Source organism: Frigidibacter sp. SD6-1, assembly GCF_030143255.1.
Classification (GTDB): domain Bacteria; phylum Pseudomonadota; class Alphaproteobacteria; order Rhodobacterales; family Rhodobacteraceae; genus TMP-24.
Genome location: NZ_JARJNR010000001.1, coordinates 503,075 through 527,582, shown reverse-complemented (window position 1 = coordinate 527,582; position 24,508 = coordinate 503,075). Strand labels below are relative to the sequence as shown.

24 protein-coding genes are annotated in these 24,508 nt (G+C 65.0%); 11 read left to right on the top strand and 13 right to left on the bottom strand.

Translation table 11 applies throughout. The features are described from left to right. Nucleotides 1-2: 2 nt before the first annotated feature. On the top strand, nucleotides 3-1,355 hold the full coding sequence (locus P0645_RS02550; RefSeq protein WP_284162988.1) for an arylsulfotransferase family protein: 1,353 nt from the start codon (nucleotides 3-5) through the stop codon (nucleotides 1,353-1,355). Here P0645_RS02550 and P0645_RS02545 read toward each other — a convergent pair whose 3' ends face one another. The 8 genes from P0645_RS02545 to P0645_RS02510 all read right to left on the bottom strand — a co-directional run bounded on the left by P0645_RS02545 (nucleotide 1,356) and on the right by P0645_RS02510 (nucleotide 9,281). After that, nucleotides 1,356-2,969 carry an AMP-binding protein gene (locus tag P0645_RS02545; RefSeq protein ID WP_284162987.1) on the bottom strand — a complete coding sequence of 538 codons (1,614 nt, stop codon included), beginning with the start codon at nucleotides 2,967-2,969 and terminating at the stop codon, nucleotides 1,356-1,358. A 37-nt stretch (nucleotides 2,970-3,006) separates the two neighbouring features. Beyond that, nucleotides 3,007-3,414: a RidA family protein gene (locus P0645_RS02540; RefSeq protein ID WP_284162986.1), complete on the bottom strand. Its 408-nt coding sequence runs from the start codon at nucleotides 3,412-3,414 to the stop codon at nucleotides 3,007-3,009. Then, on the bottom strand, nucleotides 3,411-3,827 hold the full coding sequence (locus P0645_RS02535; protein WP_284162985.1) for an acyl-CoA thioesterase: 417 nt from the start codon (nucleotides 3,825-3,827) through the stop codon (nucleotides 3,411-3,413). The genes P0645_RS02540 and P0645_RS02535 overlap by 4 nt, the downstream gene beginning before the upstream one ends. Beyond that, nucleotides 3,824-4,957 (bottom strand): acyl-CoA dehydrogenase family protein, encoded by a 1,134-nt coding sequence (locus P0645_RS02530; RefSeq protein WP_284162984.1) that lies wholly within the window; start codon nucleotides 4,955-4,957, stop codon nucleotides 3,824-3,826. Before P0645_RS02530 ends, P0645_RS02535 begins: the two co-directional genes overlap by 4 nt. Nucleotides 4,958-5,021: 64 nt before the next feature. Then, the gene (locus tag P0645_RS02525; RefSeq protein WP_284162983.1) at nucleotides 5,022-5,834 is read right to left on the bottom strand and encodes an enoyl-CoA hydratase family protein; all 813 of its coding nucleotides are present in this window, start codon (nucleotides 5,832-5,834) and stop codon (nucleotides 5,022-5,024) included. Next, nucleotides 5,831-6,262 (bottom strand): MarR family winged helix-turn-helix transcriptional regulator, encoded by a 432-nt coding sequence (locus P0645_RS02520; protein WP_284162982.1) that lies wholly within the window; start codon nucleotides 6,260-6,262, stop codon nucleotides 5,831-5,833. The genes P0645_RS02525 and P0645_RS02520 overlap by 4 nt, the downstream gene beginning before the upstream one ends. Then, complete coding sequence (locus tag P0645_RS02515) at nucleotides 6,259-6,999, bottom strand: SDR family NAD(P)-dependent oxidoreductase (RefSeq protein ID WP_284162981.1); 741 nt, start codon at nucleotides 6,997-6,999, stop codon at nucleotides 6,259-6,261. The genes P0645_RS02520 and P0645_RS02515 overlap by 4 nt, the downstream gene beginning before the upstream one ends. After that, entirely contained in the window at nucleotides 6,996-9,281 is a 2,286-nt protein-coding gene (locus P0645_RS02510; RefSeq protein ID WP_284162980.1) for a bifunctional salicylyl-CoA 5-hydroxylase/oxidoreductase, read from the bottom strand. The genes P0645_RS02515 and P0645_RS02510 overlap by 4 nt, the downstream gene beginning before the upstream one ends. A gap of 122 nt (nucleotides 9,282-9,403) precedes the next feature. Between P0645_RS02510 and P0645_RS02505 the strand changes: the two genes are divergently transcribed. From P0645_RS02505 to P0645_RS02470, 8 genes are all read left to right on the top strand, one after another. Further along, nucleotides 9,404-10,525, top strand: a complete 1,122-nt coding sequence (locus P0645_RS02505; RefSeq protein WP_284162979.1) for a 3-hydroxyacyl-CoA dehydrogenase — start codon at nucleotides 9,404-9,406, stop codon at nucleotides 10,523-10,525. Nucleotides 10,526-10,608: 83 nt separating this feature from the next. Beyond that, nucleotides 10,609-11,232, top strand: a complete 624-nt coding sequence (locus tag P0645_RS02500) for a TetR/AcrR family transcriptional regulator (RefSeq protein ID WP_284162977.1) — start codon at nucleotides 10,609-10,611, stop codon at nucleotides 11,230-11,232. 9 nt (nucleotides 11,233-11,241) lie between these two features. Then, the gene (locus P0645_RS02495) at nucleotides 11,242-12,477 is read left to right on the top strand and encodes an efflux RND transporter periplasmic adaptor subunit (RefSeq protein ID WP_284162976.1); all 1,236 of its coding nucleotides are present in this window, start codon (nucleotides 11,242-11,244) and stop codon (nucleotides 12,475-12,477) included. Nucleotides 12,478-12,487: 10 nt separating this feature from the next. Further along, the gene (locus P0645_RS02490; RefSeq protein WP_284162975.1) at nucleotides 12,488-15,805 is read left to right on the top strand and encodes an efflux RND transporter permease subunit; all 3,318 of its coding nucleotides are present in this window, start codon (nucleotides 12,488-12,490) and stop codon (nucleotides 15,803-15,805) included. A gap of 161 nt (nucleotides 15,806-15,966) precedes the next feature. Then, nucleotides 15,967-16,800, top strand: coding sequence for an arginyltransferase (locus P0645_RS02485; protein WP_284162974.1), 834 nt, complete (start codon nucleotides 15,967-15,969; stop codon nucleotides 16,798-16,800). 9 nt (nucleotides 16,801-16,809) lie between these two features. Beyond that, nucleotides 16,810-17,202, top strand: coding sequence for a VOC family protein (locus P0645_RS02480; RefSeq protein WP_284162973.1), 393 nt, complete (start codon nucleotides 16,810-16,812; stop codon nucleotides 17,200-17,202). 235 nt (nucleotides 17,203-17,437) lie between these two features. Next, nucleotides 17,438-18,034, top strand: a complete 597-nt coding sequence (locus P0645_RS02475) for a TRAP transporter small permease subunit (RefSeq protein ID WP_284162972.1) — start codon at nucleotides 17,438-17,440, stop codon at nucleotides 18,032-18,034. Next, nucleotides 18,031-19,713 carry a TRAP transporter large permease gene (locus P0645_RS02470; RefSeq protein ID WP_284162971.1) on the top strand — a complete coding sequence of 561 codons (1,683 nt, stop codon included), beginning with the start codon at nucleotides 18,031-18,033 and terminating at the stop codon, nucleotides 19,711-19,713. Before P0645_RS02475 ends, P0645_RS02470 begins: the two co-directional genes overlap by 4 nt. A 147-nt stretch (nucleotides 19,714-19,860) precedes the next feature. On the opposite strand, the gene P0645_RS02465 is transcribed toward P0645_RS02470, so the two are convergent. The 5 genes from P0645_RS02465 to gstA all read right to left on the bottom strand — a co-directional run bounded on the left by P0645_RS02465 (nucleotide 19,861) and on the right by gstA (nucleotide 22,843). Beyond that, on the bottom strand, nucleotides 19,861-20,958 hold the full coding sequence (locus P0645_RS02465) for a TRAP transporter substrate-binding protein (protein ID WP_284162970.1): 1,098 nt from the start codon (nucleotides 20,956-20,958) through the stop codon (nucleotides 19,861-19,863). Between the two features lie 149 nt (nucleotides 20,959-21,107). Continuing rightward, nucleotides 21,108-21,524: a DMT family transporter gene (locus tag P0645_RS02460; RefSeq protein WP_284163362.1), complete on the bottom strand. Its 417-nt coding sequence runs from the start codon at nucleotides 21,522-21,524 to the stop codon at nucleotides 21,108-21,110. A 112-nt stretch (nucleotides 21,525-21,636) separates the two neighbouring features. Beyond that, a complete protein-coding gene (locus tag P0645_RS02455; RefSeq protein ID WP_284162969.1) occupies nucleotides 21,637-21,849 on the bottom strand; it encodes a tautomerase family protein in 213 nt (70 codons plus the stop codon). Then, entirely contained in the window at nucleotides 21,849-22,238 is a 390-nt protein-coding gene (locus P0645_RS02450; RefSeq protein ID WP_284162968.1) for a nuclear transport factor 2 family protein, read from the bottom strand. The genes P0645_RS02455 and P0645_RS02450 overlap by 1 nt, the downstream gene beginning before the upstream one ends. Then, on the bottom strand, nucleotides 22,235-22,843 hold the full coding sequence (gene gstA / locus P0645_RS02445) for a glutathione transferase GstA (RefSeq protein ID WP_284162967.1): 609 nt from the start codon (nucleotides 22,841-22,843) through the stop codon (nucleotides 22,235-22,237). The genes P0645_RS02450 and gstA overlap by 4 nt, the downstream gene beginning before the upstream one ends. A gap of 122 nt (nucleotides 22,844-22,965) precedes the next feature. Between gstA and P0645_RS02440 the strand changes: the two genes are divergently transcribed. Then, nucleotides 22,966-23,319 (top strand): winged helix-turn-helix transcriptional regulator, encoded by a 354-nt coding sequence (locus tag P0645_RS02440; protein WP_284162966.1) that lies wholly within the window; start codon nucleotides 22,966-22,968, stop codon nucleotides 23,317-23,319. Nucleotides 23,320-23,461: 142 nt separating this feature from the next. Beyond that, nucleotides 23,462-24,376 carry a calcium/sodium antiporter gene (locus P0645_RS02435; protein ID WP_284162965.1) on the top strand — a complete coding sequence of 305 codons (915 nt, stop codon included), beginning with the start codon at nucleotides 23,462-23,464 and terminating at the stop codon, nucleotides 24,374-24,376. Nucleotides 24,377-24,508: the final 132 nt, after the last annotated feature.

Here is a 24,508-nt window from a genome sequence, read left to right as displayed (position 1 = left end):
TCATGGAAAAATTTCTTTTCTCGAAAGTCGAAACCTGGATCGTTCTGCTTCTGGCCATTCTGGCAGTGGTGGGTTCGATCCTGTTTGCCGCGCTCGCCCTCGACAAGGCGCGCGAAAAACACCGGACCGGCGCGATCGGTACCGCCGCGCTGACCATCGCCGAGATGCCCCAGACGCTGATCGACTGGACCAAGCAGAAGGACGCGCGCCTTGCCGGGCGCACGCAGGAATTCGAGGGCAAGGCGGGCTGGTGGCTCTCGCCCGGGCTGAAGACGGCGCCCATCGACGGCTATCTTCTTCTGTCGCGCGCCAAGATCGAGGCCGACCAGAATGTCGTGGAACTGCTCGACCTCAGCGATTTCACCGTCAAACACACCTGGATGCCGAATGCCGACGAGTTCCTTGCGGGTGTGCGGCGCGATTTCCAGATCACCAAGACCGACCGCTGGAACCGCGCGCTTTTTGAACCTGTCCATCCGCTGATGTTCGAGAACGGCGACCTGATCGTGAAGGATCACCAGTCGCCCATCGCCCGGATCGACGCCTGCGGCCGCACGATCTGGACCAATGCCGACCGCAATTACCACCATTCGCTGGAACTGGCGCCGGACGGCACCATGTGGGTGCCGTCGGTCATCGACCCGCCGAACGAGGAATATGGTCCGAAGTTCTTCGAGGATGGGTTGGTCAACATGACCGTCGACGGCAAGGTCCTGTCGGAAGTCTCACTGGCGCGGGTGATGGAGGCGAACGGCATGATGGCCATGGCCTTCACATCGGGCGGGTATCTAAGCGACGCGATCCACCTCAATGACATCCAGCCGGTGCCCGGTGACGGGCCCTACTGGCAGGCGGGCGATGTCTTCCTGTCGGCGCGGCATCTGTCGATGGTCATGCTTTACCGCCCCACGACCCAGAAGATCGTCTGGTGGAAGATCGGCCCCTGGCTCGCCCAGCATGATGTGAACATTCTCGACGATCACCGGATCGCCATCTTCGACAACAATGCCTACGACCGCGGCAAGGGCTGGTATATCGACGGGGTGAACGAGGTGATGGTCTATGATTTCGCGACCGACACGATCACCACGCCCTACCACGAGACGATGAAGGCAGAGAACGTGCTGTCGGTGACCGAGGGCCTCGTCGATTTCACCGACAACGGCCATGTGATCGTCGAGGAGGAGAACCGCGGCCGCATCCTGATCCTCGACCCTCAGGGCCAGAAGGTGGCTGAGTTCGTGAACCGGGGCCCGGACGGCCAGGTCTATGGCCTGTCCTGGAGCCGCTGGATTCCTCGCTCGCTGGGCGATGCGGGGCTGAAGTCAATCGTAGCTGCCGCCTGCCCCGGTTGATCACGACTTCAGCCGGAACCGCTGGATCTTGCCGGTCTGGGTCTTGGGCAGCGCCTCGGTGAAGACGACGCGGCGGGGGTATTTGTAGGGCGCGATGGTCGCCTTGACGTGATCCTGCAAAGCCCTGATCAGGCCTTCACTTCCGCTCTGACCGGCGGCAAGCACCACATGCGCCTCGACGATCTGGCCACGCTCCTCGTCCGCAGCGCCGATCACCGCGCATTCGAGGACGGCGGGATGGGAAAGCAGCGCCGCCTCGACCTCCGGCCCCGCGATATTGTAGCCGGCGCTGACGATCATGTCGTCATTGCGGGCGGCGAAGTGGAAATAGCCGTCTTGATCCTGCCAGAAAGCGTCGCCGGTGATGTTCCAGCCGTTCTGGACATATTTCGCCTGCCGGTCGTCCGCCATGTAGCGGCAGCCGGTGGGCCCGCGCACAGCCAGCCGCCCGACCTCGCCGCGCGGGCGCTCGCGGCCCTCCTCATCGACAATCCGCGCTTCGTAGCCCGAGACGGGCCGCCCCGTGCATGCCGGGCGGTGATCGTCGAAGCGGTTGGTGATGAAGATATGCAGCATCTCGGTCGCGCCGATCCCGTCCAGCATCGGCTTTCCGGTCTTTTCCATCCATTCTTCATAGACCGGGGCGGGCAGCGTCTCGCCCGCGCTGACGGCGGCGCGCAGCGACGAGAGGTCCGCGCCCTCCGCCATCGCCTTCAGCATCACCCGGTAAGCCGTTGGCGCGGTGAAACAAACCGTGGCCTTCAAGCTCTGGATGATCTCGATCATATTGGGCGGTGTCGCCTGTTCCAGAAGCGCCGCCGCCGCGCCGAAGCGCAGGGGAAAGACCGCGAGCCCGCCCAAGCCGAAGGTGAAGGCCAGGGGCGGCGAGCCCACAAATACATCCTCGGGCGTGACCTTCAGCACCTCTTTCGCATAACCGTCGGCGATGATCATCAGATCGCGGTGGAAATGCATCGTGGCCTTCGGCTCGCCCGTGGTGCCGGAGGTGAAACCCAGCAGCGCCACATCGTCGCGGCCCGTCTCGACCGCCTGATAGCGGACGGATTTCGACAAGGCGATCCGGTCCAACTCGGCATCGTGGTTCGCGGTGCCGTCGAAGCCGATCACGGTCTTGAGGAAGCGCGAGCCCTTGGCGCAGGCGACCAGTTCCTCCATCAGCCTTGTATCGCACAGCGCATGGCTGACCTCGGCCTTGTCGACGATCTTGGCCAGCTCGCCCGCACGCAACATCGGCATCGTGTTTACGACCACCGCCCCCGCCTTGGTCGCACCCAGCCAGCAGGCGACCATCGCGGGATTGTTGGCCGAGCGGATCAGCACGCGGTTGCCGGGCTTGACGCCGTAGTCCTCGGCCAGCGCGTGGGCGATCCGGTTCGACCAGTCGGCCAGTTCCTTGTAGGTCCGGATGCGCCCGTTGCCGATAAGCGCCGTATGGTCGCCGAAGCCCTTCTCGACCATCCGATCGGTCAGTTCCACCGCCGCATTCAGGCGCTCGGGGTAATCGAACCCGTCAAGTAGCAGCTCGGGCCACTGGTCCGCAGGCGGCAAGCGGTCGCGTGCGAATGTATCGACATGGGCCGATGGTCCCAGCATTCCTTCCTCCCTTCGCCTCCCCCTCCCCGGGGACGCGTCATTCCGGCACGACAGCCGTCACCTCGATCTCGACCTTCGCCCGGTCCTCCACGAGGCCCGCCACCTGCACCAGCGCCATCGCCGGGTAATGGCGGCCGATGGTCGCCTTGTAGGCCGCGCCGATTTCCCTGAGGCTGGCCAGATACTCACGCTTGTCGGTCACATACCAGGTCATGCGCACGATATGGTGGGGCGCCGCCCCGCCCTCGGCCAGGACCGCCACGATATTCTCCAGCGCCTGCCGCACCTGCCCGGCGAAATCGTCGGTCTCGAATTCCTGACCGGCATTCCAGCCGATCAGCCCGCCCAGAAAGATCATCCGCCCTTCCGCCGCGACGCCGCAGGCATAACCGGGCGTCGCCTTCCAGCCCTTGGGATGCAGGAACTGATGGGGGCTGTCGGTCATAGGCTCTGTCCTTCCATGACGGCCTGCAGGCGCGCGCGCATGTCTTCGGGCCAGGGCGCGGCGCGGCCTTGGGTCGAGACCCAGACCAGCGTCAGCCGCGCCTCCATCCTGATCTCGCCTTCGCCCCGCGCCGCGATCGCCAACGTCACCGACGATGTGCCCAGCCGCGCGATGTCGAGCGTGAAGTCGAGCCTGTCCCCAAGGCGCGAGGGCGCGCGGAAATCCGCGTCGATCTTCACCGTCGGCACGCCGTTTCCGTCGCGCATGGTCATCTGCGCGTAGGACCGACCCGCCACCTCGGCGAAGAAATTCTCGGTGACCGAATTGGTCATCTCGAAATAGCGCGGATAGAAGACGATCCCCGCCGGGTCGCAATGGTTGAACTCGACCTGAATCTGGCGGCGGTAGGTCATTGCTGCAGGCTCCGCGCGATCACCAGACGCTGCACGTCCGAGGCGCCTTCGTAGATCCGCAGCGCCCGGATTTCCCGGTAGAGGCTTTCGACCGCCGTACCGCTCCGCACCCCGTCGCCGCCATGCAGCTGCACCGCCATGTCGATCACCCGCTGCGCGGCTTCGGTGGCGAATAGCTTCGCCATCGCCGCCTCGCGCGTGATCCGCGCCGCGCCCATGTCCTTCGCCCAGGCGGACCGGTACACAAGCAGCGCCGCCGCGTCGATCTCGACAGCCATGTCGGCCAGATGGCCCTGCACCATCTGATAATCGGCAAGCGGACCCGAGGGTCGCGGCCGCCGCACCCGCGCCAGCGCCTCGTCCAGCGCGCGGCGCGCAAACCCGAGCGCCGCCGCCCCGACCGTGGGACGGAAATGGTCAAGGACCGTCATGGCGATCCTGAACCCATCCCCCGCCCGCCCGACAAGCGCGCTTTCGGGCAGCATGACCCCATCGAGCCTGAGATGCGCCAGCGGGTGCGGTGCCATCACGTCGATCCGCTCCACCACCGACAGGCCATCCGCCCCGGCGGGCATAAGGAAGGCCGACAGACCCTTCGCCCCCGGCGCCTCGCCGGTGCGGGCGATCACCAGATAGATATCGGCAATCCCGCCGTTCGAAATATAGGTCTTCTCACCCGACAGCCGCCAACCGCCCGCGACCAGCTCGGCCGCGCAAGTGCAATTCGCCGCGTCCGATCCTGACCCCGGCTCGGTCAGCGCAAAGGCCGAAATCGCCTCGCCCGCCCGCGTCCGGGCAAGCCAGCGCCGCTGCTCCGGCGAGCCGAAGAGACTAACCGCCCCCATTCCCAGTCCCTGCATGGCAAAGGCAAAATCCGCCAGCCCGTCGTGGCGCGCCAGGGTCTCGCGGATCAGGCAAAGTGTACGGATATCAAGCCGCTCGCCCTCACCCGCGCCCGTGTGGGCAAGCCAGCCGCCCGCGCCCAGCGCCGCCACCAAGGACCGGCAGGCCGCATCGACATCACCGTGATCCACCTGCAGATGCGCCCCGCACCATTCCTCCAGCCGCGCCGCCAGATCGCGGTGCCGCGCCTCTAGGAAGGGCCAGTCCAGAAAACTCCTGTCGCTCATCTTTTCATCTTGGTCCAAATACCTCGGAGGGGTCCGGGGAGGCAGCGCCTCCCCGGCCTTCCCCTCAATTCCCCTCGAACACAGGTTTTTCCTTCGCCAGGAAGGCCCGGAAAGCCCTCTCGAAGTCCCTCGTCCCCATGCAGATCGCCTGGGCCTGCGCCTCGGCCTCGATCGCCTGATCGAGCCCCATGTCCCATTCCTGGTTAAGCTGGGTCTTGGTCACGCCATGCGCGAACGTGGGCCCGGCGGCGAGCCGCAGCGCCAATGCCCGCGCTTCCTCGTCCAGCCGCTCGGGGCCATGAAGCGCGTTCCAGAAGCCCCAATTCAGGCCCTCCTCGGCCCCCATCACACGCCCGGTATAAAGAAGCTCCGCCGCCCTGCCCTGCCCGATGATCCGCGGCAGCATGGCGCAGGCGCCCATGTCCGCACCCGAAAGGCCCACGCGGGTGAAGAGGAAGGCGCATTTGGCCTCGGGCGTCGCCAGCCGCAGGTCGGCGGCCATGGCGATGATCGCACCCGCCCCCACCGCCACGCCATCCACGGCAGCAATCACAGGCTTCGTGCAATGGATCATCGCCTTCACCAGATCGCCGGTCAGCCGGGTGAAGGCCAGAAGCTTCTTCATCGGCAGGCCGATCAGCGGCCCGATGATCTCGTGCACATCGCCGCCCGAACAGAAATTGCCGCCGTGGGAGGCGAAAATCACCACATCGACATCGCCCGCCGCAGGCAGCGCCCAGAAAAGCGCGCCAAGCTCGGCATAGCTCTCGAACGTCAGCGGGTTCTTCCGCTCGGGCCGGTTCAGGCGCACCGTGCCGATCCGGTCGCGCACCTCCCACAGAAAATGGCGGGGCTTCAGCCCGGACAGGTCGCTCATGGTTTCGCAGCCCTCTTCAATATCTCGGCCATCTGGTCGATGTCCGCTTCGCTCAGGCCCGCGAACAGCCGGTCAACCTCGGCCTCGTGGCCCGAGGCGAGCGCTTCGAAGGTGCCGACACCTTCGGCTGTCAGTGCCACGAACACCGTGCGACGGTCGCTTTCCGACGGCATGCGGCGCACCAGACCGTCGCCTTCCAGCCGATCGACGACCGCCGTTGCATTGCCGTTCGACACCAGAAGCATCCGCGACAGCTCGCTCATCGTCACGCCGTCCCGCCGCCGGTAAAGCGCCGCCATCACGTCGAAGCGCGGCAGGGTCGTGCCATGGGTCACCCGCAGATAGTCGCGCAGATGGTTCTCGGACGCGCGTGTCACGCCCAGAAGCCTTATCCAGAGTTTCAGGCGGCGTTTCGACAGGTCGCTCACAGTTCTCCTCCCGCGATGGCGATCGCCTGGCCGTTCATCCCTTCCGACCCCGGTGCGCAAAGCCAAAGCGCCGCGGCCGTCACCTCGGCGGGCGCAATGAGCCGGTTCTGCGGGCTCATCGCCTCCAGGGCTGCCCGCGCCTCCTCCAGGCTGCGGCCGGTCTTTTCGGCAATGACCTCGACGGAATGATCGGTCATCGGCGTGTCAAGGAAACCCGGGCAAAGCGCGTTCACCGTCACCGGCCGCCGGGCCACTTCCAGCGCGAGCGAGCGGACCATGCCCACGACCCCATGTTTCGCCGCCGCATAGGGCGCGACCTTGGCATAGCCTTTCAGCCCCGCCGTCGAGGCGATCGCGATCAGCCGCCCCCAGCCCGGCATCTGGTTGAGCCCGTCGCGGAGCGTCAGGAATACGCCGGTCAGGTTGACCGCGATCATCGCATTCCACTGGTCGAGCGTCGTCTTCGCCATCACCCCGCTGTCGGCCGCCCCCGCATTGGCGATGACGATGTCGCAGGGCCCGGCTTCCGCGAACATCGCCCGCACATCCGCCTCGCGCGTCACATCCGCCCGGACCGGCCGGATCGCAGGCGACTGGCGGGCGGTGGATTCCAGCGCATCCAGCCGCCGACCGGTGATGACCACCTCCGCCCCCGCCCGGGCGAAGCCCAGCGCGAGGTCGGCCCCGGCGCCGGAGCCGCCACCGGTGATCAGCACCCGCTTGCCGCTCAGCGTCATGCGCGGATCGCCTCCTGTGCCTTTTCGCGCAACCTGCGTGCCTGGTCGCGGCCCGCGCGGTAGGGCAAGGGCCAGTCCGCCTCAGCATCGCCGAGTTCGACGGCCGCGTGAAGCGTCCAGTAGGGATCGGCGAGATGGGGCCGGGCGAGACAGATAAGATCGGCCCGGCCTGCAAGCAGGATCGAATTGGCCTGATCGGCCTCGGTGATGTTGCCGACGGCCATGGTGGCCAGCCCCGCCTCGTTGCGGATCCGGTCGGAGAAGGGCGTCTGGAACATCCGGCCGTAGACCGGTTTCGCCTCGGTCGAGGTCTGACCGGCGCTCACGTCGATGATATCGGCGCCCGCGCCCGCGAACCTCCGCGCGATCTCGACCGCCTCTGCTGGTGTCACGCCGTGATCGCCGACCCAATCGTTCGCCGAGATGCGGACGGACATTGGCTTTTCCGCGGGCCAGACGGCGCGCATGGCCGCGAAGACTTCCAGCGGCCAGCGCATGCGGTTTTCCAACGACCCGCCATAGGCATCGGCCCGGCGGTTCGACATCGGGCTGATGAAGGAGGAAATCAGATAGCCATGCGCGGCATGCAGTTCGACCATGTCGAAGCCCGCGCGCGCGGCCATTTCCGTGGCACGCACGAACTCGCCCGTCACCCGTTCCATATCCGCCCGCGTCATCTCGCGCGGCGCGGGATGGGCGGGCGACCAGGCGAGTGCTGACGGGCCGATGGTTTCCCAGCCGCGGGACCCGAGCGGCGCCTCATCGTCTTCCCACGGCACCTGAACGGACGCCTTGCGGCCCGCGTGACCGATCTGGCAGCAGATCTTTGCACTGGTCTCGGCATGGACGAAGGTAGTCAGCCGTTTCCAAGCCTTTTCATGTTCCGCTGCATAGAGGCCGGGGCAGCCGAGCGTTATCCGCCCCTCGGGACTGACGCAGGTCATCTCGACATAGACAAGCCCGGCGCCGCCCTTGGCGCGTTCGGCGTAATGGATGAAATGCCAGTCGGTCGGGCATCCGTCCACCGCCTTGTACTGCGCCATGGGCGACACGACGATGCGGTTCTTCAGCGTCATGTCGCGCAGCCGGAAGGGCGCGAAGATCGGCGCGCGGCCGGGCTTGCCGCCGGCCTGTGTCTGAAACCAGTCCTCGGCCTCCCGCAGCCATGCGGGGTCGCGCAGGCGCAGGTTCTCGTGGCTGATCCGCTGCGAGCGCGTCAGCAGCGAATAGGCGAACTGCAGGGGCGGCATGTCGAGATAGCGTTCGACCTCCTCGAACCATTCCAGGCTGTTTCGGGCGGCCGACTGCAGGCGCAGGACTTCGACCCGGCGCTCCTCCTGATAACGCTCGAAGGCCGCTTCCAGAGTGAGTTCGCTGTGCAGATAGTCGGCCAGCGCGATGGCGCTGTCGAAGGCCAGACGCGAGCCTGACCCGATCGAGAAATGCCCCGTGGCGGCGGCATCACCCATCAGAACGACATTCTCGTGATACCAGCGCTCGCAGATGACGCGGGGAAATTGCATCCAGACGGCCGAGCCGCGCAGGTGCGCGGCGTTCGACATCAGGTCATGGCCGCCCAAATGGCGTTCGAAGATCTTGCGGCAGGTCTCGACCGTTTCTTCCTTCGACATACGTTCGAAACCCCAGCGGTCCCAGGTCTCGGGCAGGCATTCGACGATGAAGGTCGCGGTCTTGGCGTCGAACTGGTAGACATGCGCCCAGACCCAGCCATGGTCGGTCTTCTCGAAGATGAAGGTGAAGGCATCGTCGAATTTCTGATGGGTGCCGAGCCAGACGAACTTGCATTTGCGCGTGTCGATATCGGGCTTGAAGGTCGCCTCATATTCGCGCCGCACAACCGAATTGATCCCGTCGCAGGCCACCACCAGATCATAGTCGCGCCGGTAGTCCTCGGCCGAGCGGAACTCGGTCTCGAACCTCATCTCGACGCCGAGTTCGCGGGCGCGTTCCTGCAGAAGGACCAGCATCTGCTTGCGCCCGATCCCGGCGAAGCCGTGGCCGCCGGACACGGTACGGCGCCCGTCGTGGACAACGGCGATATCGTCCCAATAGGCGAAGTGCGAGCGGATAGCGTCGGTGGAATTGGGGTCGTTCTTCTGCATCCGGCCCAGCGCGTCGTCCGAGAGAACAACGCCCCAACCGAACGTGTCGTTGGCACGATTGCGTTCCAGCACCGTCACCTGATGCGATGGGTCGCGCAGCTTCATCGAGATGGCGAAGTAAAGGCCCGCCGGTCCGCCGCCCAGACAGAGAATCTTCACTGGCCCCTCCTCGCATCGCTTCGCCTCCGAGCCTGCCATCGGGGGATAGATATTTCAAGCTTGAAATTTCTATCTTGAAGTTTCCGCCGACGCGCGGGATGCTCGGGACGACAGGAGGACGGATGGAACAGGTCGGCATCGTCGGAGTAGGGGCCATGGGCCTTGGCATTGCGCAGGTCTATGCGCAGGCGGGCCATGCGGTCATTGCCTTCGACGCAAGCGCGGCCGCGCGCGACAGCGCGCCGGACCGGATGCGAAGCAGCCTGGAGCCGCGCGTCGCAACCGGAAAACTGCCTGCCGAAGAGATGAACGCGATACTCGACCGCATCGCCATCGCCCCGCACCTCTCGGCACTCGCGCCCTGCGATCTGGTGATCGAAGCGGTGATCGAGGATTTCGCCGTCAAGCGCGACCTTCTGCGCGCGGTCGAAAGCCTTTCGGGGCCAGAGGCCATCCTCGCCACCAACACCTCCGCCCTGTCGGTGGGCGCGCTTGCGTCGTCGCTTGCCCGGCCGCAGATGCTCGTCGGCCTGCATTTCTTCAACCCCGCCCCGGTGATGAGGCTTGTCGAACTTGTCGCGCATCCCGGCGCCAGCCCCGGCGCCCTGACCCGCGCCCGCGCCATGACCGCGCGGGCGGGCAAGGAGGTCATCGCCTGCGCGGACAGCCCCGGCTTCATCGTCAACCGCTGTGCCCGGCCCTATTATGGCGAGGCGCTTGCGCTCTTCGAGGAAGGCCGCAGCGCCTCCGACGTCGATGCGGCAATGGTGGCGGCGGGCTACCGAATGGGACCTTTCAGCCTGATCGACCTTGTCGGCGCCGACATCAACCTCGCGGCGACGCGCGGCCTCGCGGCCGCCATGTCGAACCACCCGCGCTACCATGTCTTCAAGGCGCTGGAGGCTCAGGTTTCGGCAGGACACCTTGGCCGCAAGTCGGGCCACGGCTTCCTGTTCCCGACCGTTCCGGCCGCAGCACCCGCCGACGCGGACGCGATCCGGCTGAGGGTCGAGGCGACGCTTGCCAATGAGGCCGCGACCCTGGTCGCGGCGGGCGGCGCGGCGCCGGACGATATCGACCGGGCGCTGAGGCTCGGCCTCAACTTCCCGCGCGGCCCGTTCGAAAGCGCGCGACTGCTCGGGCGCGCGGCGGTCCTAGCGGAACTTGACCGGCTCGCGGGTCTTGCGCCCGCCCATCTGGCAGGCCGCTATGCGATCTGCGAGGCGCTTCCCGCCCTGATCTGACCGGCGCTACCTGAAGGCCCCTTGACCAAGGCGACGTTACGGCATAGATCGCTGAATGAACGTTCATTCTCGCGAGTTGATTCATGGCCGATACCCTTGGCACATATGACACCCGGACGACCGCGATCCTCGAGGCGGTGAAAAAGGCCTTCGCGGAGAAGGGCTTCGACGGGGCGTCTATGCAGGACCTCGCGCGCGCAGCCGGGATGAGCGCGGGCAATTTCTACCGTTATTTCCCGTCAAAAAATGCCATCATCGAGGCGATGATCGCGCGCGACCTCGAGGAGGTGAAGGAAGCCTTCGGTCAGGTCATGGCCTCTGACGATCCGGCGACGGCTCTGCTTGCCGCGTTCGAGCACAAGCTCGACACGCTCGACTGCGACGATGGCCCGCTCTGGTCCGAGATCGACGCCGCCGCCCGCCGCCGCCCGGAGATCGCCCAGGTCGCGGGCACGATGGAAACCGAAGTCTGTGCCTTTCTTTTCGCCGTCTTTGCCCGCATCGCCCAATGCAGCCCCGAGGTGGCGCGGCAGCGTTATCTGGGCCAGGCCTGGTTCGTGATGCTGCTGTTCAAGACCATCGCGCAAAGGTTGCACGGGCAGGGTTGCAATATGCCCAAGGATGCGCAAGACCCTGTGCGCCGGCTTGTAAAGAACTCTATCGAACAGACCATTGCCGCAGTCGCGGCGGACGGTCGCAGGAACTGAGCTGAGATCATGACCAAGAAGAACACGCTATTCTGGATCGCCGGTGCCCTTGTCGTCGCGGCTGGAGGATATGTCGCCCTGTCCCCGGGCGAGGACACCGCCAACGCACCGACAGAGTTTGCTTCCGAAGCGGGTGCGGCACCGGAAACCAAGGCGAGCCGCCCCGCGATTTCGGTCGCGACCGTGCAGACGGCGGTCCTGAAGGACCGGGTGCGCGCCTCGGGCCTTGTCGGCGCGGTCGAACGGGTGCTCGTCCAGCCGCAGGTCGAGGGCCAGGCGGTCGACGCGATCCTCGCCGAGGTCGGCGATCATGTCGCCGAAGGCGCGGTTCTTGCCCGCCTGTCGGACACAGCCCTTCTTCTGCAGAAAAGCCAGCTTGCCGCCTCGCGCGCCAATGCGCTGGCGATGATCGCCCAGTCCGAGGCCCAGCTTGTCGATGCGAACGCCTCGGCCGCCGAGGCCAAGCGCAACGCCGACCGGGCCGAACAGCTGCGCAAGCAGGGCAATGCCTCGCAGGCGGCGGCCGATCAGGCGGCGACCGCGCTCACCTCGGCAAATGCCCGGGTCATGGTCGCGACCCAGGGGTCTGCCGCCGCCAAGGCACAACTCGAACTCGTTGACGCGCAGATCGCCAATGTCGAGCTGCAACTCAGCCGGACCGAGATCAAGGCGCCCTTCGCGGGCGAGGTGGTTGAAAAGAACGCGGTGGCCGGGGGTATCGCCAGCGCCGCGGGCCAGCCGATGTTCGTCATCGTGCGCGACGGCCTTCTGGAACTGAACGCCGACGTGGCCGAGCAGGATCTGGCGCGCGTCGCCTCGGGTCAGAAGGTGTCCTTGCGCGCCGCTGGCCAGCGCGAGCCGCTGACCGGCGTCGTGCGGCTGGTCGAGCCGACCATCGACCCTCTGACCCGGCTTGGCCGCGTGCGCATCACCCTCGATCAGCCCGACCGCGTCCGCTCCGGGACCTTCCTTGAAACCGAGATCGACATTTCGACACGCGAGGTCGTGGCTGTGCCTATCAATGCGCTCGGCACCGACGCCGACGGGGCCTTTCTAATGACAGTCGACGCCGAGGGGATGGTCCACCGCACCGAGGTGCTCACCGGCGTTCAGGACGGTGGCATGATCGAGATCGAAAGCGGCGTCTCGGCGGGGGATCTGGTGGTTGCGAAGGCCGCATCCTTTGTCCGCGATGGCGATCTTGTGGATCCGGTCCCGCTCGACGCGGCCAACATGACCAACTGAGGAGCCTGTCATGAACTTCTCTGCCTGGTCGATCAAGAACCCGGTCGCCTCGATCCTCGCCTTCGTGATCCTCATGGTCCTGGGGATCCAGTCCTTCTTCTCGCTGCCGATCACCAAGTTCCCCAATATCGACGTACCGGTCGTCGCGGTCAGCGTCGGCCAGCCCGGAGCGGCCCCGGCCGAACTGGAAACGCAGGTCACCCGCAAGATCGAAGATGCCATCGCCAGCATCTCGGGCGTGAAGCACATCGGCTCGACCGTCAATGACGGCAGCGCGATGACCTATGCCGAATTCGACATGTCTGTACCGACCCAGACGGCCTTGAACGATGTGAAGGACGCGGTCGACCGGGTGCAGGGAGACCTGCCCCCCGAGGCGAACACGCCGATCATCCAGAAGATCGATGTCGAGGGTAATGCGATCCTCAGCTTTGCCGTGTCTTCGCCCGGCATGACGGTCGAGGAACTATCCTGGTACGTCGACGACACCGTTACCCGCGCGCTGCGCGCGAAATCCGGCATCGGCCGGGTCGACCGCTATGGCGGCGCAGACCGGGAAATCCAGATCAAGCTCGATCCGCTGAAGCTAGACAGCTACGGGATCACCGCCAATGCGGTGAACGCGCAACTGCGCGCGACAAACGCCAATATCGGATCGGGCCGTTCCAAGCTCGGCGACGGTGAGCAGGCGATCCGCACGCTCGGGGATGCGCAGTCGGCCGAAAGCCTGGCCGAGACCACCATCGCCCTGCCCTCGGGCCGCCATGTGCGGCTGGGCGACCTCGGCCAGATCACCGACACCTATCAGGAACTGCGCTCCTTCGCGCGCTTCAACGGCGAGCCGGTCGTCACCTTCGCGATCTTCCGCGCCAAGGGGGCGAGCGAGGTGACCGTCGATCAGACCGTGAACGGCGTGATCGACCAGTTGCGCAAGGATCATCCCGAGATCGCCATCAGCAAGGTCGACGACGCGGTCTTCTATACCTATGGCAATTACGAATCCGCGCTGCACACGTTGCTGGAGGGCGCGCTTCTCGCCGTCATCGTGGTGCTTCTTTTCCTCAAGAACTGGCGCGCCACGCTTATCTCGGCGGTCGCCCTGCCGCTGTCGGCGATCCCCACTTTCTACGTGATGGACCTTCTGGGCTTCTCGCTCAATCTCGTGAGCTTCCTCGCGCTGACGCTTGCCACCGGCATCCTCGTCGATGACGCGATTGTCGAGATCGAGAATATCGCCCGTCACATCCGCATGGGGAAAACCCCCTACCGCGCGGCCATCGAGGCGGCGGACGAGATTGGCCTTGCGGTGATTGCCACAACGATGACCATCGTCGCGGTCTTCGTACCCGTGTCGTTCATGCCGGGCATCCCGGGGCAATATTTCCGCCAGTTCGGTCTGACGGTCGCGGTCGCGGTGCTTTTCTCCTTGCTGGTCGCCCGCCTCATCACGCCGATGATGGCCGCCTATCTGATGAGTGCCAAGGACGCAGATCTGGAGCATGAGAAAGACGGGCCGGTGATGCGCGGCTATCTCTGGGTCGTGCATCACACGCTGAACAGCTGGCGCATTCCGCGCACACGCTTCAACTTCGGCAATTATTACCTCACTCTGCTCGGTGCGCTCGTCATCTTCGCCCTGTCGATCGTCCTTCTCCTGCGCGTGCCCGGCAGTTTCCTGCCGCCCGAGGATGTGTCGCGATTCATGATCTCGGTCGAATTGCCGACGGGCTCGTCGCTTGACGATACCGACCGCAAGACCGAAGCCATGCGCGAATTGATCAAGGATGTCGAAGGGGTGGAGGGTATCTTCGTCCTGAACGGCGCCTCGCCCAAGGGCGATCTTGACCTGCGCCGCGCCGCGATCACTGTCGAGCTTGAGCATCTGGACCAGACGCTGCTCTTCAAGCTGTCGCAAATGGTCGAATCCATTCCGGTTGTCGGCGCGATCCTTCCCGCCGTCGCGCCCGAAGGCCGGGTCCGGCCCCAGAACGCCATCGAGGAGGAGGTCTTCGCGCGGCTCGCCTCGGTGCCCGACGTGCGGATCACCAAGCTGAACGACCGGCTTGAGCGCGACATTTCCTTCTCGATCCGCTCGCCCAACAGCGAAGACCTCGCCCTTGCCGCAAACAAGCTCGAGGCGGCGCTCAGGGGCGATCCGCTTCTTGCGGGCGTGTCCTACGAAGGCGCCCTGCCCCGGCCGGAACTGCAAGTTACGCCGCGACTGGAAGAAGCCGCGCGCCTTGGCATTTCGACGGCGCAGATCGCCGAGATGCTGCGCGTCGCGACCATCGGCGATGTCGATCAGGCCTTGGCCAAGGTCTCGATGGACAACCGGCTCATTCCCGTGCGCGTCCAGCTGACGGATGAAGTGCAGAAGGACGTGAACCGCATCGCCGCCCTGCGCCTGACCACGGCGACGGGCGCGAGCGTGCCGCTTTCGGCGGTCGCCGACGTGCGCGTGGGCGTCGGCCCCGGCACGATCGACCGCCTTGATCGCGAGCGCAAGGTCACGATCGGCGCGAGCCTGCCCATCGGCGTGGCGCTCGACACCGGCAAGGCCCGGTTCGAGGAGATCACCAGATCGGTTAGCCTGCCTGCGTCGGTCAAGCTGACCGAATCCGGCGATGCCGAGATTCAGGCCGAACTGAACAAGAGCTTCGTCAATGCGATGATCATGGGCCTGATGCTCATGGCGTCGGTCCTGATCCTTCTCTTCAAGAGCGCGCTGCAGCCGGTCACCATCGTCTTTTCGCTGTTCCTGTCGATCCTCGGCGTGGCCACCGCTCTCTTGGTCACCGGCAATGCCCTGTCGATGCCGGTGATGATCGGCATGCTGATGCTGATGGGGATCGTCGCGAAGAACGCCATCCTTCTGATCGATTTCGCCATCGAGATGCGGCGTCAGGGCATGGACCGGTTGGATTCGCTGATCGAGGCGGGCCACAAGCGGGCGCGGCCCATCGTCATGACCTCGATCGCCATGTCGGCGGGCATGCTGCCCTCGGCGCTTGGCGTGGGCGAAGGCGGCGCTTTCCGCGCGCCGATGGCCATCGCGGTGATGGGCGGCATCATCGTCTCGACAGTGCTGTCGCTAGTCGTTGTGCCGTCCTTCTACCTTATCATGGACGACCTTCAGCACTGGCTGGCGAAGGGCGCGTCGTTCTTCATCGGTCCGAAGGAAGAAGAGCCCGAGGCGCCCGACCCGATCGAACTCGCCGAGGCCGTCGATGCAGGCAAGGCCGAGCTTGCGTCCATCGGCGAGCGGCTTAAGGCGCTGGAGGACCGGCTGGGCGGTGGCAAGGCCCAGTTCCCGCAGGTCGCGGAATGAACCGGCGGCGGGCCTTTTGTGCCCGCCGTACCGTTTCCGGGCCTCATCCAATACCGGGCCTTCCCGTCGTGAATCGCTGCCGCCCGGACCGCTGCAACAGCACTCTTGGCGGACGGTCCGGGCCTTGCTAACGTGACGGGCAGGTAAAGTCCTGCAGGTCCATGCGCCATACGCTGCCCATCGCGCCCCAGTTCTATGTGACGGCTCCGCAGCCCTGCCCGTATCTCGACGGCAGGTATGAAAGAAAGCTGTTCACCGCGCTGCCGGGCGACAATGCGGTGCGGCTGAACGACGCCCTGTCGAAACAGGGCTTCCGGCGGTCGCAGAACGTGCTCTATCGCCCGTCCTGCGCCGATTGTACGGCTTGCCTTTCGGCCCGCATCCGGGTGGCCGATTTCGAACCCTCCCGCAGCCAGCGCCGCACGATCCGCCGGAACAGCTACCTGAGGCGCGAGGCGACCAGCCCCTGGGCGACCGAGGATCAGTATGCGCTCTTCCGTCGCTATCTCGACAGCCGCCATTCCGACGGCGGCATGGCCGACATGGACATCTTCGAATTCGCCGCGATGATCGAGGAGACGCCGGTCAAGAGCCGCGTCATCGAATATGTCGCGCCCCCTTCGGAACTCGACGGGCGCCGCGCGCTGACCGCCGTCTGCCTCACCGACGTGCTCGATGACGGGGTGAGCATGGTCTACAGCTTCTACGACCCCGACAAGGTAGGCGACAGCCTTGGCACCTACATCATCCTTGACCATGTCGAGATCGCCCGCGCGGCGGGTCTGCCCTATGTCTATCTCGGCTATTGGGTGCCCGGCAGCCGCAAGATGGGTTACAAGGCCAATTTCACCGCGGTCGAGATTTACAAGTCCGGCCGCTGGCAGCCGATCGGCGACCCGGCCGATCATACGGGCGAGACCCATCCCCTCTCGGTCGACCCGATCGCCGAGCAGGTGGCGCGGATCACGCTGCCCGAAGCGCGCCCCGTGCGCTGACCGCCAGCGATGTATCGTACGCTTTCTACCGTCGCGCTTGTCGTGCCTGACTATGATCAAGCGATCGAGTTTTACGTGGGGCGGCTCGGTTTCCGGCTGATCGAGGATATCCGGCAAGGCCCGGACAAGCGCTGGGTCACCGTCGCGCCGGAAGGCGGCGCAGCGCTGCTGCTGGGGAAGGCCGTGGGCCAGGCGCAGACATCTGCCATCGGCAACCAGACCGGAGGACGGGTCTTCCTGTTCCTCGAAACCGACGACTTCGCCCGCGACCATGCGGCGATGCTGGCCGCCGGCGTCACATTCGAGGAAGCACCCCGGCACGAACCCTATGGCATCGTCGCGGTGTGGAGGGATCCGTTCGGTAACCGCTGGGACCTGATCGAACGCTATCCACAGGGTTGATTTCCGAACCCGCCGCTGATTGTATACCGGCGTAGACAAAGGCGGCAGAGAGCGCCCGCAGCGAGGGTCCATGGATCGGAGCGCCTGATTTCCGATGCGCCCTTCGTCCGCACCGGGTAAGCTGCGCCCAGATGGCAAACAGCAGGATCGGCGGCCACGTCAATCTTGCCAGACTGGTAAGGTAGCTATACCAATTTTCGAGAATGACGGCGTCAACGCCGCGCGGGAGGAATGAATGGGGATATTGCTTGGCCTGTCGAGGCTGATCGACGGGATCAACGGCTTCATCGGCCGCTGGGTATCATGGCTGATCTTTGCCGCGATCATGATCAGCGCGGTGAATGCCATCATCCGGAAGCTCTTCAACATGTCGTCGAACGCCTGGCTCGAGGCGCAATGGTATCTCTTCGGCGCCGCCTTCATGCTCGCTTCGGCCTATACGTTGATGCAGAACGAACATATCCGCATCGACATCTTCTACGGCACCCGCACCCGCCGGACCCAGCACTGGATCGACCTCATAGGCCATGTCTTCTTCCTTCTGCCCTTCGTTGCCCTGATGAGCTGGATGCTGGTCCCCTACACGCTTCAGGCCTGGCGGATCGGCCAGATTTCGACGAACGCCGGCGGACTGATCATCTGGCCCGCCCGTGCCTTCCTCGCCTTGGGGTTCATCCTTCTGGTCGCACAGGCCATTTCCGAAATCATCAAGAAGATCGCTGTCATGCGCGGCCTGATCGATGACCCCCACCCGTTCGTCTCTGCCCATGAGGCGGCGGAACTGGAAGGTGCCGCACTCGCACAGCAGACCAAGGGAGAAGATGCGAAATGATCGAGCTTATCGCCCACAATATGGCGCCGATCATGTTCGCCTCGCTGGTGGTCTTTCTGCTGCTTGGCTATCCGGTCGCCTTCTCGCTTGCCGCCAACGGGCTGGTGTTCTTCGCCATCGGCGTCTGGCTCGCGCCCTTCTCCGACTCGATCCATCTCGACTGGCCGCTCCTTTTCACCATGCCCCAGCGACTATGGGGGGTGATGTCGAACGACACGCTTCTGGCCATCCCCTTCTTCACCTTCATGGGGATCGTGCTGGAACGGTCCGGCATGGCAGAGGACCTCTTGGACACCGTGGGCCAGCTTTTCGGTCCGATCCGCGGAGGCCTCGCCTATGCGGTGATCGTGGTGGGCGCGCTTCTGGCCGCCACGACCGGCGTCGTCGCGGCCTCGGTCATCGCCATGGGCCTCATCTCGCTGCCGATCATGCTGCGCTATGGCTATGACCGGCGGGTGGCGACTGGGGTGATCGCGGCCTCGGGTACGCTCGCGCAGATCATTCCGCCCTCGCTTGTCCTCATCGTTCTGGCCGACCAGCTCGGCCGTTCGGTCGGGGATATGTACAAGGGCGCGCTGGTGCCGGGCCTGGTGCTGACCGGGCTTTACATGGGCTATGTCTTTCTCGTCTCGGTCTTCCGGCCCGCCTGGGTGCCGGCGCTGCCGAAAGAGGCGCGCACGCTCGGGTCGGGCGTCGCCTCTCTAGTCCTGGCGCTCGCGGCGGGCGTCGCGGTCGCCTATCTCGCGACCGGCTATCTGAGGCCGGGCCACGGTTCTAACGCCGGCATCCTCGGCACCTGTGCCGGCATCGGCGCGGTCTATCTTTTCGCTGTCCTCGACCGGTCACTCAACATCGGCCTCCTGTCCCGGCTCGCCGCACAGGTGATCATGGTGCTGATCCCGCCGCTCGCGCTCATCTTCCTCGTCCTCGGCACGATTTTCCTCGGCATCGCCACGCCGACCGAGGGTGGCGCCATGGGCGCGGTCGGCGCGCTGGGACTGGCGGCGATGAAACGGCGGCTGACGATGAACGTCGTGCAGCAGGCGCTGACCGCGACCACGCGGCTTTCGGCCTTCGTGATGTTCATCCTCGTCGGCGCGCGGGTTTTCTCGCTGACCTTCTACGGCGTCGACGGCCATCTCTGGGTCGAGCATCTGCTGACCGGCCTGCCCGGCGGGCAGCTCGGCTTCCTGATCATCGTCTCGATCATGGTGTTCCTCTTGGCCTTCTTCCTCGATTTCTTCGAGCTGGCCTTCATCATCGTCCCTCTTCTGGCCCCGGCGGCCGAGAAACTGGGGATCGATCTGATCTGGTTCGGGGTGATCCTTGGCGTGAACATGCAGACATCCTTCATGCACCCGCCCTTCGGCTTCGCGCTGTTCTATCTGCGCTCGGTCGCGCCGCGCGGCTCTTACCTGGACAAGGTGACAGGCGAGAAGCTGGCAGGCGTCTCGACCGGGCAGATCTATTGGGGGGCCGTGCCCTTCGTGGTGATCCAGGTGGTGATGATCGGCATCACCATCGGCTTCCCCGGCATGGTCATGCATTACAAGGGCAAGGTGATCGATCCCTCGACGGTGGAGATCACCGTGCCGACGCTGCAGCCGCTTGGCGGCGGAACGGGCGGCTTGCCAACCCTCGGCGCCCCGAAGCTTGGCGCACCGGTCGTCAATCCCTGACGCGAGACCTCCTCGGGCGCCTCCGGCTTCTCGTCGGAGGTGCCCGGCGGACGCCGCGACCGACGAGCGCCGAAGGCGACGAGGAGGCGCACATGAAAAAGGCCCCGACATTCGTCGGGGCCTTTCCTCATCTCGCTTCAGCTCAGCTCAGAGCTTGCCGGCCTGCTGCTGGCCCATCATGAAGACGTCATAGTTGTATTCCGAAAGCTGCGCCCAAAGATAGGCATCGGCCTTGAAGGCCTTCTGGCTGTCGTGAATCTTCTTGAAGGCGGCATTCGTTGCCGAAACCTCCTCGTAGGTGGCCATTGCCGCATCGAAAGCGGCCGACATCACATCCTGCGGGAACGGACGAAGTTGCGTTCCGTTCGCCACGAGCGAGCGGAGCGCCCCGGGGTTCTTGTGGTCGTAGGAGGCCATCATGTTGGAATTCGCCGCCTCGCAGGCCGTGCTGAGAACCGACTGATAGTGCGCCGGAAGCTCGTTCCACTTGTCGAGGTTGACCATGGTCGACAGCGTCGGCGCGCCTTCCCACCAGCCCGGGTAGTAGTAATAGGGCGCGACCTTGTAGAAGCCGAGCTTCTCATCGTCATAGGGACCGACCCATTCGGCGGCATCGATCGTGCCCTTTTCCAGCGACGGATAGATGTCGCCGCCGGCGATCTGCTGCGGCACGACGCCCAGTTTCTCGATGATCTTGCCCGCGAAACCGCCGATGCGCATCTTCAGGCCCTGCAGGTCGGCGACAGAGTTGATTTCCTTGCGGTACCAGCCGCCCATCTGCACGCCGGTATTGCCGCAGGGCATGTAATGCAGGTTCTGGGTGTGGAAGAACTCGTTCAGCATGTCGATGCCGCCGCCGTAGTAAAGCCAGGCGTTCATCTGCCGATAGTTCAGGCCGAAGGGCACGCAGGTGCCAAGCGCATAGGTCGGGTCCTTGCCCCAGAAATAGTAGGAGGCGGTGTGGCAGGCCTCGACCGTGCCGTTCGTCACCGCATCGGCGGCCTCAAGGCCGGGCACCAGTTCGCCCGCCGGGAAGACCTGAAGGGTCAGCCCGCCCTCGGTCATCTCGTTCACATATTTCGCCATCGTCTCGGCCGCGCCATAGATCGTGTCGAGCGCCTTGGGGAAGGACGAGGTCACGCGCCAGTTGAGCTTGGGATTTTCCTGCGCGATTGCAGGTGCCGCCAGAACGGCACTTCCGGCCGCGCCAACGGCGGCCTTGGTCAGAAAGGAACGACGGTCCATCGGTGTGATTACCTCCCGGTTGTTATGATTTGGTCCCGCGGGACGGGCCATAAGAATTGGTCGCAGAAGAACCCGCGGATTTCAACAGTTAACGCCCGGAATTCACGCAAAAAAGCAGTGCTTCGGCGGGCGCCCCCGAACCCGGGCATCTACCCCAGCCGCACCATCAAGAGCCCCGCCGCCATCGCAGCGATTCCACTGGCGCGGAGCGGCGTCAGCGCCCTGACCGCTGCGTTGAAAAGCCCGAAATGGTCGATCGCGGCGGCAGAGATCATCTGCCCCAGAAGCACGCAGAAGATCGCGTTGCCGACACCGAAGTGCGGCGCGATCCAGGTGATCGACAGGACGTAGAAACAGACAAGCAGCCCCGCGAGGAAAAGATGCGGCGGCTGGCCGCGCGCCGACGGCAGCGCCGGAAGACCGCCCGTCACCAGCGCCATGACGGCCGCCGCCGTCGCCGCGACGAAGAACAGGATCAGCGCCGCCGCCGCGGGCGATCCGACGCGGGTGCCAAGCTGCGCATTGAGCGCCGCCAGAACGGGAATGCCGATCCCCGCCAGAAGCATGACAAGTGTGTAACGCGCTGTTTCCAAATGACTCTCCTGTCCTGAGCGGAAGCTATCGAAGTGGGCCGCGGCGGCTGAGATGGGGGTGAGGGAACCCGCCGCGGCCCGACCGTCAGCCCTGGGACTTAAGGCTTTGACGATAGTCCTCGACCGGCAGACCGCCGACGCCCCAATCCTCCAGCGCAACCTCGTCGATGACAACGAAGGTCGTGGCCGGGTTCTTGTCAAGCACATCGACCAGAAGCTGGGTCACGCCGCTGATCAGTTCGGACTTCTGCGCCGCCGTCGCCCCCTCGCGGGTGATCTTGATGTTCACGTAAGGCATCAGGCGGCCCCTCTCGGTTCATAGTGGAAGAGTTTCGACATCACCTGCCAGCGACCTTCGAGCTTGATGAAGGTCAGCCAGTCGGTGAAGAACCGGTCGCCGATCGCGCAGTTCAGGACCGCGCGGGCCATTCCCGGCCCGGCGAATTCGATCGAGAGAATGCGATCGGCCCGTGCCTCGCCCCGCGCTGAGGGCGCGGGACGGGCGTCGACCACCGGGAAATACTCTTCCATCGTCCGGTAAAGCAGCGTGCCGTCCGTGACGCAGACATACTGCGCCAAAGGATGAAAGACCCGCCGCAACCGCTTGGTATCAGAGTGATAAAGCCCGTCGAAATACTCTTCGATCACTGCCGCGACGGCGCCATATTCCGCCGCATGCGCGCTCATGCGATCAGCCCTTCGGCCTTCATCGCCGCCTGGGCGGCCGGGCGCGCCGCGACGCGTTCGACGAAGGCCTTGAGCTTCGGCCAGGCACCAAGGTCGATGCCGGTAAAGTTGGCCCAGTTGGAGGCGACGAAGGCATAGGCATCGGCGACGGTGAAATTCTGGCCGGTCAGATACAGGCGCCCGTCGGCAAGCCGCGCCTCCAGCCAGTCGAACTTGGTGCCGACATTCTTGCGCGCTGCCTCCTTGGCGGCATCAGTCGAGGCTGGGTTGAAGAGCGGGTGGAAGGCCACATGCAGTTCGGTGCCGGTGAAGTTCAGAAGCTCGTTCACCCGCGCCCGGTCGAGCGTTCCGGCCTGCGGCGCCAGATGCCGGTCGCCCGCACGGTCGGCCACGAATTGCAGGATGGAGGGGCCTTCGGTCAGCACTTCGCCATCGACGGCAAGTGCGGGCACCTTGCCCTTGCTGTTGACCGCGTAGAAGTCACTGCCCTTCTCGGTCTTCTTGGTCGCGGTATCGACGCGCTCCAGCTCGAAGTTTTCGCCCAGCTCGCGCAGGACGATATGGGACGCCATCGAACAGGCGCCGGGGGAATAGTAGAGTTTCATCTTGGTCTCCGTTCTCCGAGTTTCGATGCCAGTCAGGTAGCTCGATACGTTACCTATGGAAACCATAAGACTTGAGGTTACCGCCAGAATGGGGTATCCGGGCAGTAACCCCGGAGGATGGAATGGCGCTCAAAGTCCGCAAGAACCGCATGCCGCACCCCATGTGCCCGATCAGCCAGTGCATGTCTGTTCTGGGCGGCGCCTGGACACCGAACCTGATCTGGTATCTGTCGGCGGGCCCGAGGCGGTTCTCGGAGCTTCGCATCGACATTCCCGCGATCTCGGCCAAGGTCCTGACCCAGCGGCTGAAGGAACTGGAGAGCCACGGCGTCGTCACCCGCCGGGTGATGCCGACCTCGCCGCCCTCGGTCGAATATGAACTGACAGAGCTCGGCCATGAATTCCGCCCGGTGATCGAAGCGATCGTCTCGGTCGGCCACCGGCTGAAGGCGACGCGCGTGGAAGAGGCCGCCTGAGACGCCGCTCCTCGTGCCCTTCGGTTCTCGTCGCCTGCGAAGAGCGCACGCATGTGCGACGATGAGCATGCGTGGATAATTCCCGCCTCTCCCCTTGCAAACCCGCTCCCTACCCCTTTGATCTGGGCGAAAGGAGTTTCGGATGCTGTTCGTTTGGTTCTTTCTCGGCCTCGCGCTTCTCTTCGTCGGCGGTGAGTTTCTGGTGCGTGGCGCGGTCGGGCTGGCGCACAGGTTCCGCATCCCGCCGATGGTCATCGGTCTGACCATCGTCGGCTTCGGCACATCGACGCCGGAGCTTCTGGTCGCCCTGCAGGCCGCGCTTGGCGGCGCGCCGGACGTGGCGGTCGGCAACGTGGTGGGTTCGAATATCGCGAACGTGCTTCTGATCCTCGGCGTTTCCGCGGTGATCGCGCCGGTGCCGGTGCCCTTCGCTTCGGTCCGGGCCGACATGGCGGTCATGATCGGCGCGACCCTCGTCCTTTGGGTCATGATGCTCGGCGGGCTGATCTCGCATGTCGAAGGCGCGCTTCTGGTCCTTGCGCTGGCCGTCTATCTCTGGCGCAGCCTCGCCGGCGGCGCCCATGCGCCAGAGGAACCCGCGCATGAAGTTTCCTCCCCCTGGCTCGCCGGACTGGCCATGCTCGGCGGTCTCGCGGGCCTGATGCTGGGCGCGCGGTTTCTCGTCGACAGCGCGTCGGAAATGGCGCGCGCCGTCGGGGTCAGCGAGGCGGTGATCGGCCTGACCATCGTCGCCATCGGCACCTCGCTGCCCGAGCTTGCCACCTCGCTGATTGCCGCCCTGCGGGGTAACAGCGCCATCGCGCTCGGCAATGTGCTCGGCTCGAACATCTTCAACATCTTCGGCATTCTCGGCGTCACTGCGACGATCCATCCGGTGCCGGTAGACGGGCGTTTCCCTGCCTTCGATCTGCCCTTTGCGCTGGCGGCGGCGCTTGCGCTGGTGTCGCTTTCCTATCTTCACGACCGTGTCAGCCGCGGTGCGGGCGCAGCATTCCTTGTTGCCTATCTCGGCTACACGCTCTGGATCGGGCTCTGAAGCCCGTCTCAAATCCGGTTTGTTGCATCGATAATGCGCATTGCGCAATAAAAATGCCGAAAAAACGACGCCAGGGACACAAAACGCCGGATTTTGCCGGTTGACGCCCGATTGCCCCCTGCCTAATGTCCG

Bases quoted from the DNA above. Each gene is read 5' to 3' on its own strand.
- P0645_RS02505 (WP_284162979.1), top strand. From the start codon at position 9,404: ATGGAACAGGTCGGCATCGTCGGAGTAGGGGCCATGGGCCTTGGCATT.
- P0645_RS02500 (WP_284162977.1), top strand. From the start codon at position 10,609: ATGGCCGATACCCTTGGCACATATGACACCCGGACGACCGCGATCCTC.
- P0645_RS02495 (WP_284162976.1), top strand. From the start codon at position 11,242: ATGACCAAGAAGAACACGCTATTCTGGATCGCCGGTGCCCTTGTCGTC.
- P0645_RS02460 (WP_284163362.1), bottom strand. From the start codon at position 21,524: ATGCTTCTGGCGGGGATCGGCATTCCCGTTCTGGCGGCGCTCAATGCG.
- P0645_RS02485 (WP_284162974.1), top strand. From the start codon at position 15,967: ATGCGCCATACGCTGCCCATCGCGCCCCAGTTCTATGTGACGGCTCCG.
- P0645_RS02525 (WP_284162983.1), bottom strand. From the start codon at position 5,834: ATGAGCGACCTGTCCGGGCTGAAGCCCCGCCATTTTCTGTGGGAGGTG.
- P0645_RS02540 (WP_284162986.1), bottom strand. From the start codon at position 3,414: ATGACCGACAGCCCCCATCAGTTCCTGCATCCCAAGGGCTGGAAGGCG.
- gstA (WP_284162967.1), bottom strand. From the start codon at position 22,843: ATGAAACTCTACTATTCCCCCGGCGCCTGTTCGATGGCGTCCCATATC.
- P0645_RS02515 (WP_284162981.1), bottom strand. From the start codon at position 6,999: ATGACGCTGAGCGGCAAGCGGGTGCTGATCACCGGTGGCGGCTCCGGC.
- P0645_RS02530 (WP_284162984.1), bottom strand. From the start codon at position 4,957: ATGAGCGACAGGAGTTTTCTGGACTGGCCCTTCCTAGAGGCGCGGCAC.
- P0645_RS02475 (WP_284162972.1), top strand. From the start codon at position 17,438: ATGGGGATATTGCTTGGCCTGTCGAGGCTGATCGACGGGATCAACGGC.
- P0645_RS02535 (WP_284162985.1), bottom strand. From the start codon at position 3,827: ATGACCTACCGCCGCCAGATTCAGGTCGAGTTCAACCATTGCGACCCG.
- P0645_RS02455 (WP_284162969.1), bottom strand. From the start codon at position 21,849: ATGCCTTACGTGAACATCAAGATCACCCGCGAGGGGGCGACGGCGGCG.
- P0645_RS02440 (WP_284162966.1), top strand. From the start codon at position 22,966: ATGGCGCTCAAAGTCCGCAAGAACCGCATGCCGCACCCCATGTGCCCG.
- P0645_RS02470 (WP_284162971.1), top strand. From the start codon at position 18,031: ATGATCGAGCTTATCGCCCACAATATGGCGCCGATCATGTTCGCCTCG.
- P0645_RS02480 (WP_284162973.1), top strand. From the start codon at position 16,810: ATGTATCGTACGCTTTCTACCGTCGCGCTTGTCGTGCCTGACTATGAT.
- P0645_RS02545 (WP_284162987.1), bottom strand. From the start codon at position 2,969: ATGCTGGGACCATCGGCCCATGTCGATACATTCGCACGCGACCGCTTG.
- P0645_RS02550 (WP_284162988.1), top strand. From the start codon at position 3: ATGGAAAAATTTCTTTTCTCGAAAGTCGAAACCTGGATCGTTCTGCTT.
- P0645_RS02450 (WP_284162968.1), bottom strand. From the start codon at position 22,238: ATGAGCGCGCATGCGGCGGAATATGGCGCCGTCGCGGCAGTGATCGAA.
- P0645_RS02465 (WP_284162970.1), bottom strand. From the start codon at position 20,958: ATGGACCGTCGTTCCTTTCTGACCAAGGCCGCCGTTGGCGCGGCCGGA.
- P0645_RS02490 (WP_284162975.1), top strand. From the start codon at position 12,488: ATGAACTTCTCTGCCTGGTCGATCAAGAACCCGGTCGCCTCGATCCTC.
- P0645_RS02435 (WP_284162965.1), top strand. From the start codon at position 23,462: ATGCTGTTCGTTTGGTTCTTTCTCGGCCTCGCGCTTCTCTTCGTCGGC.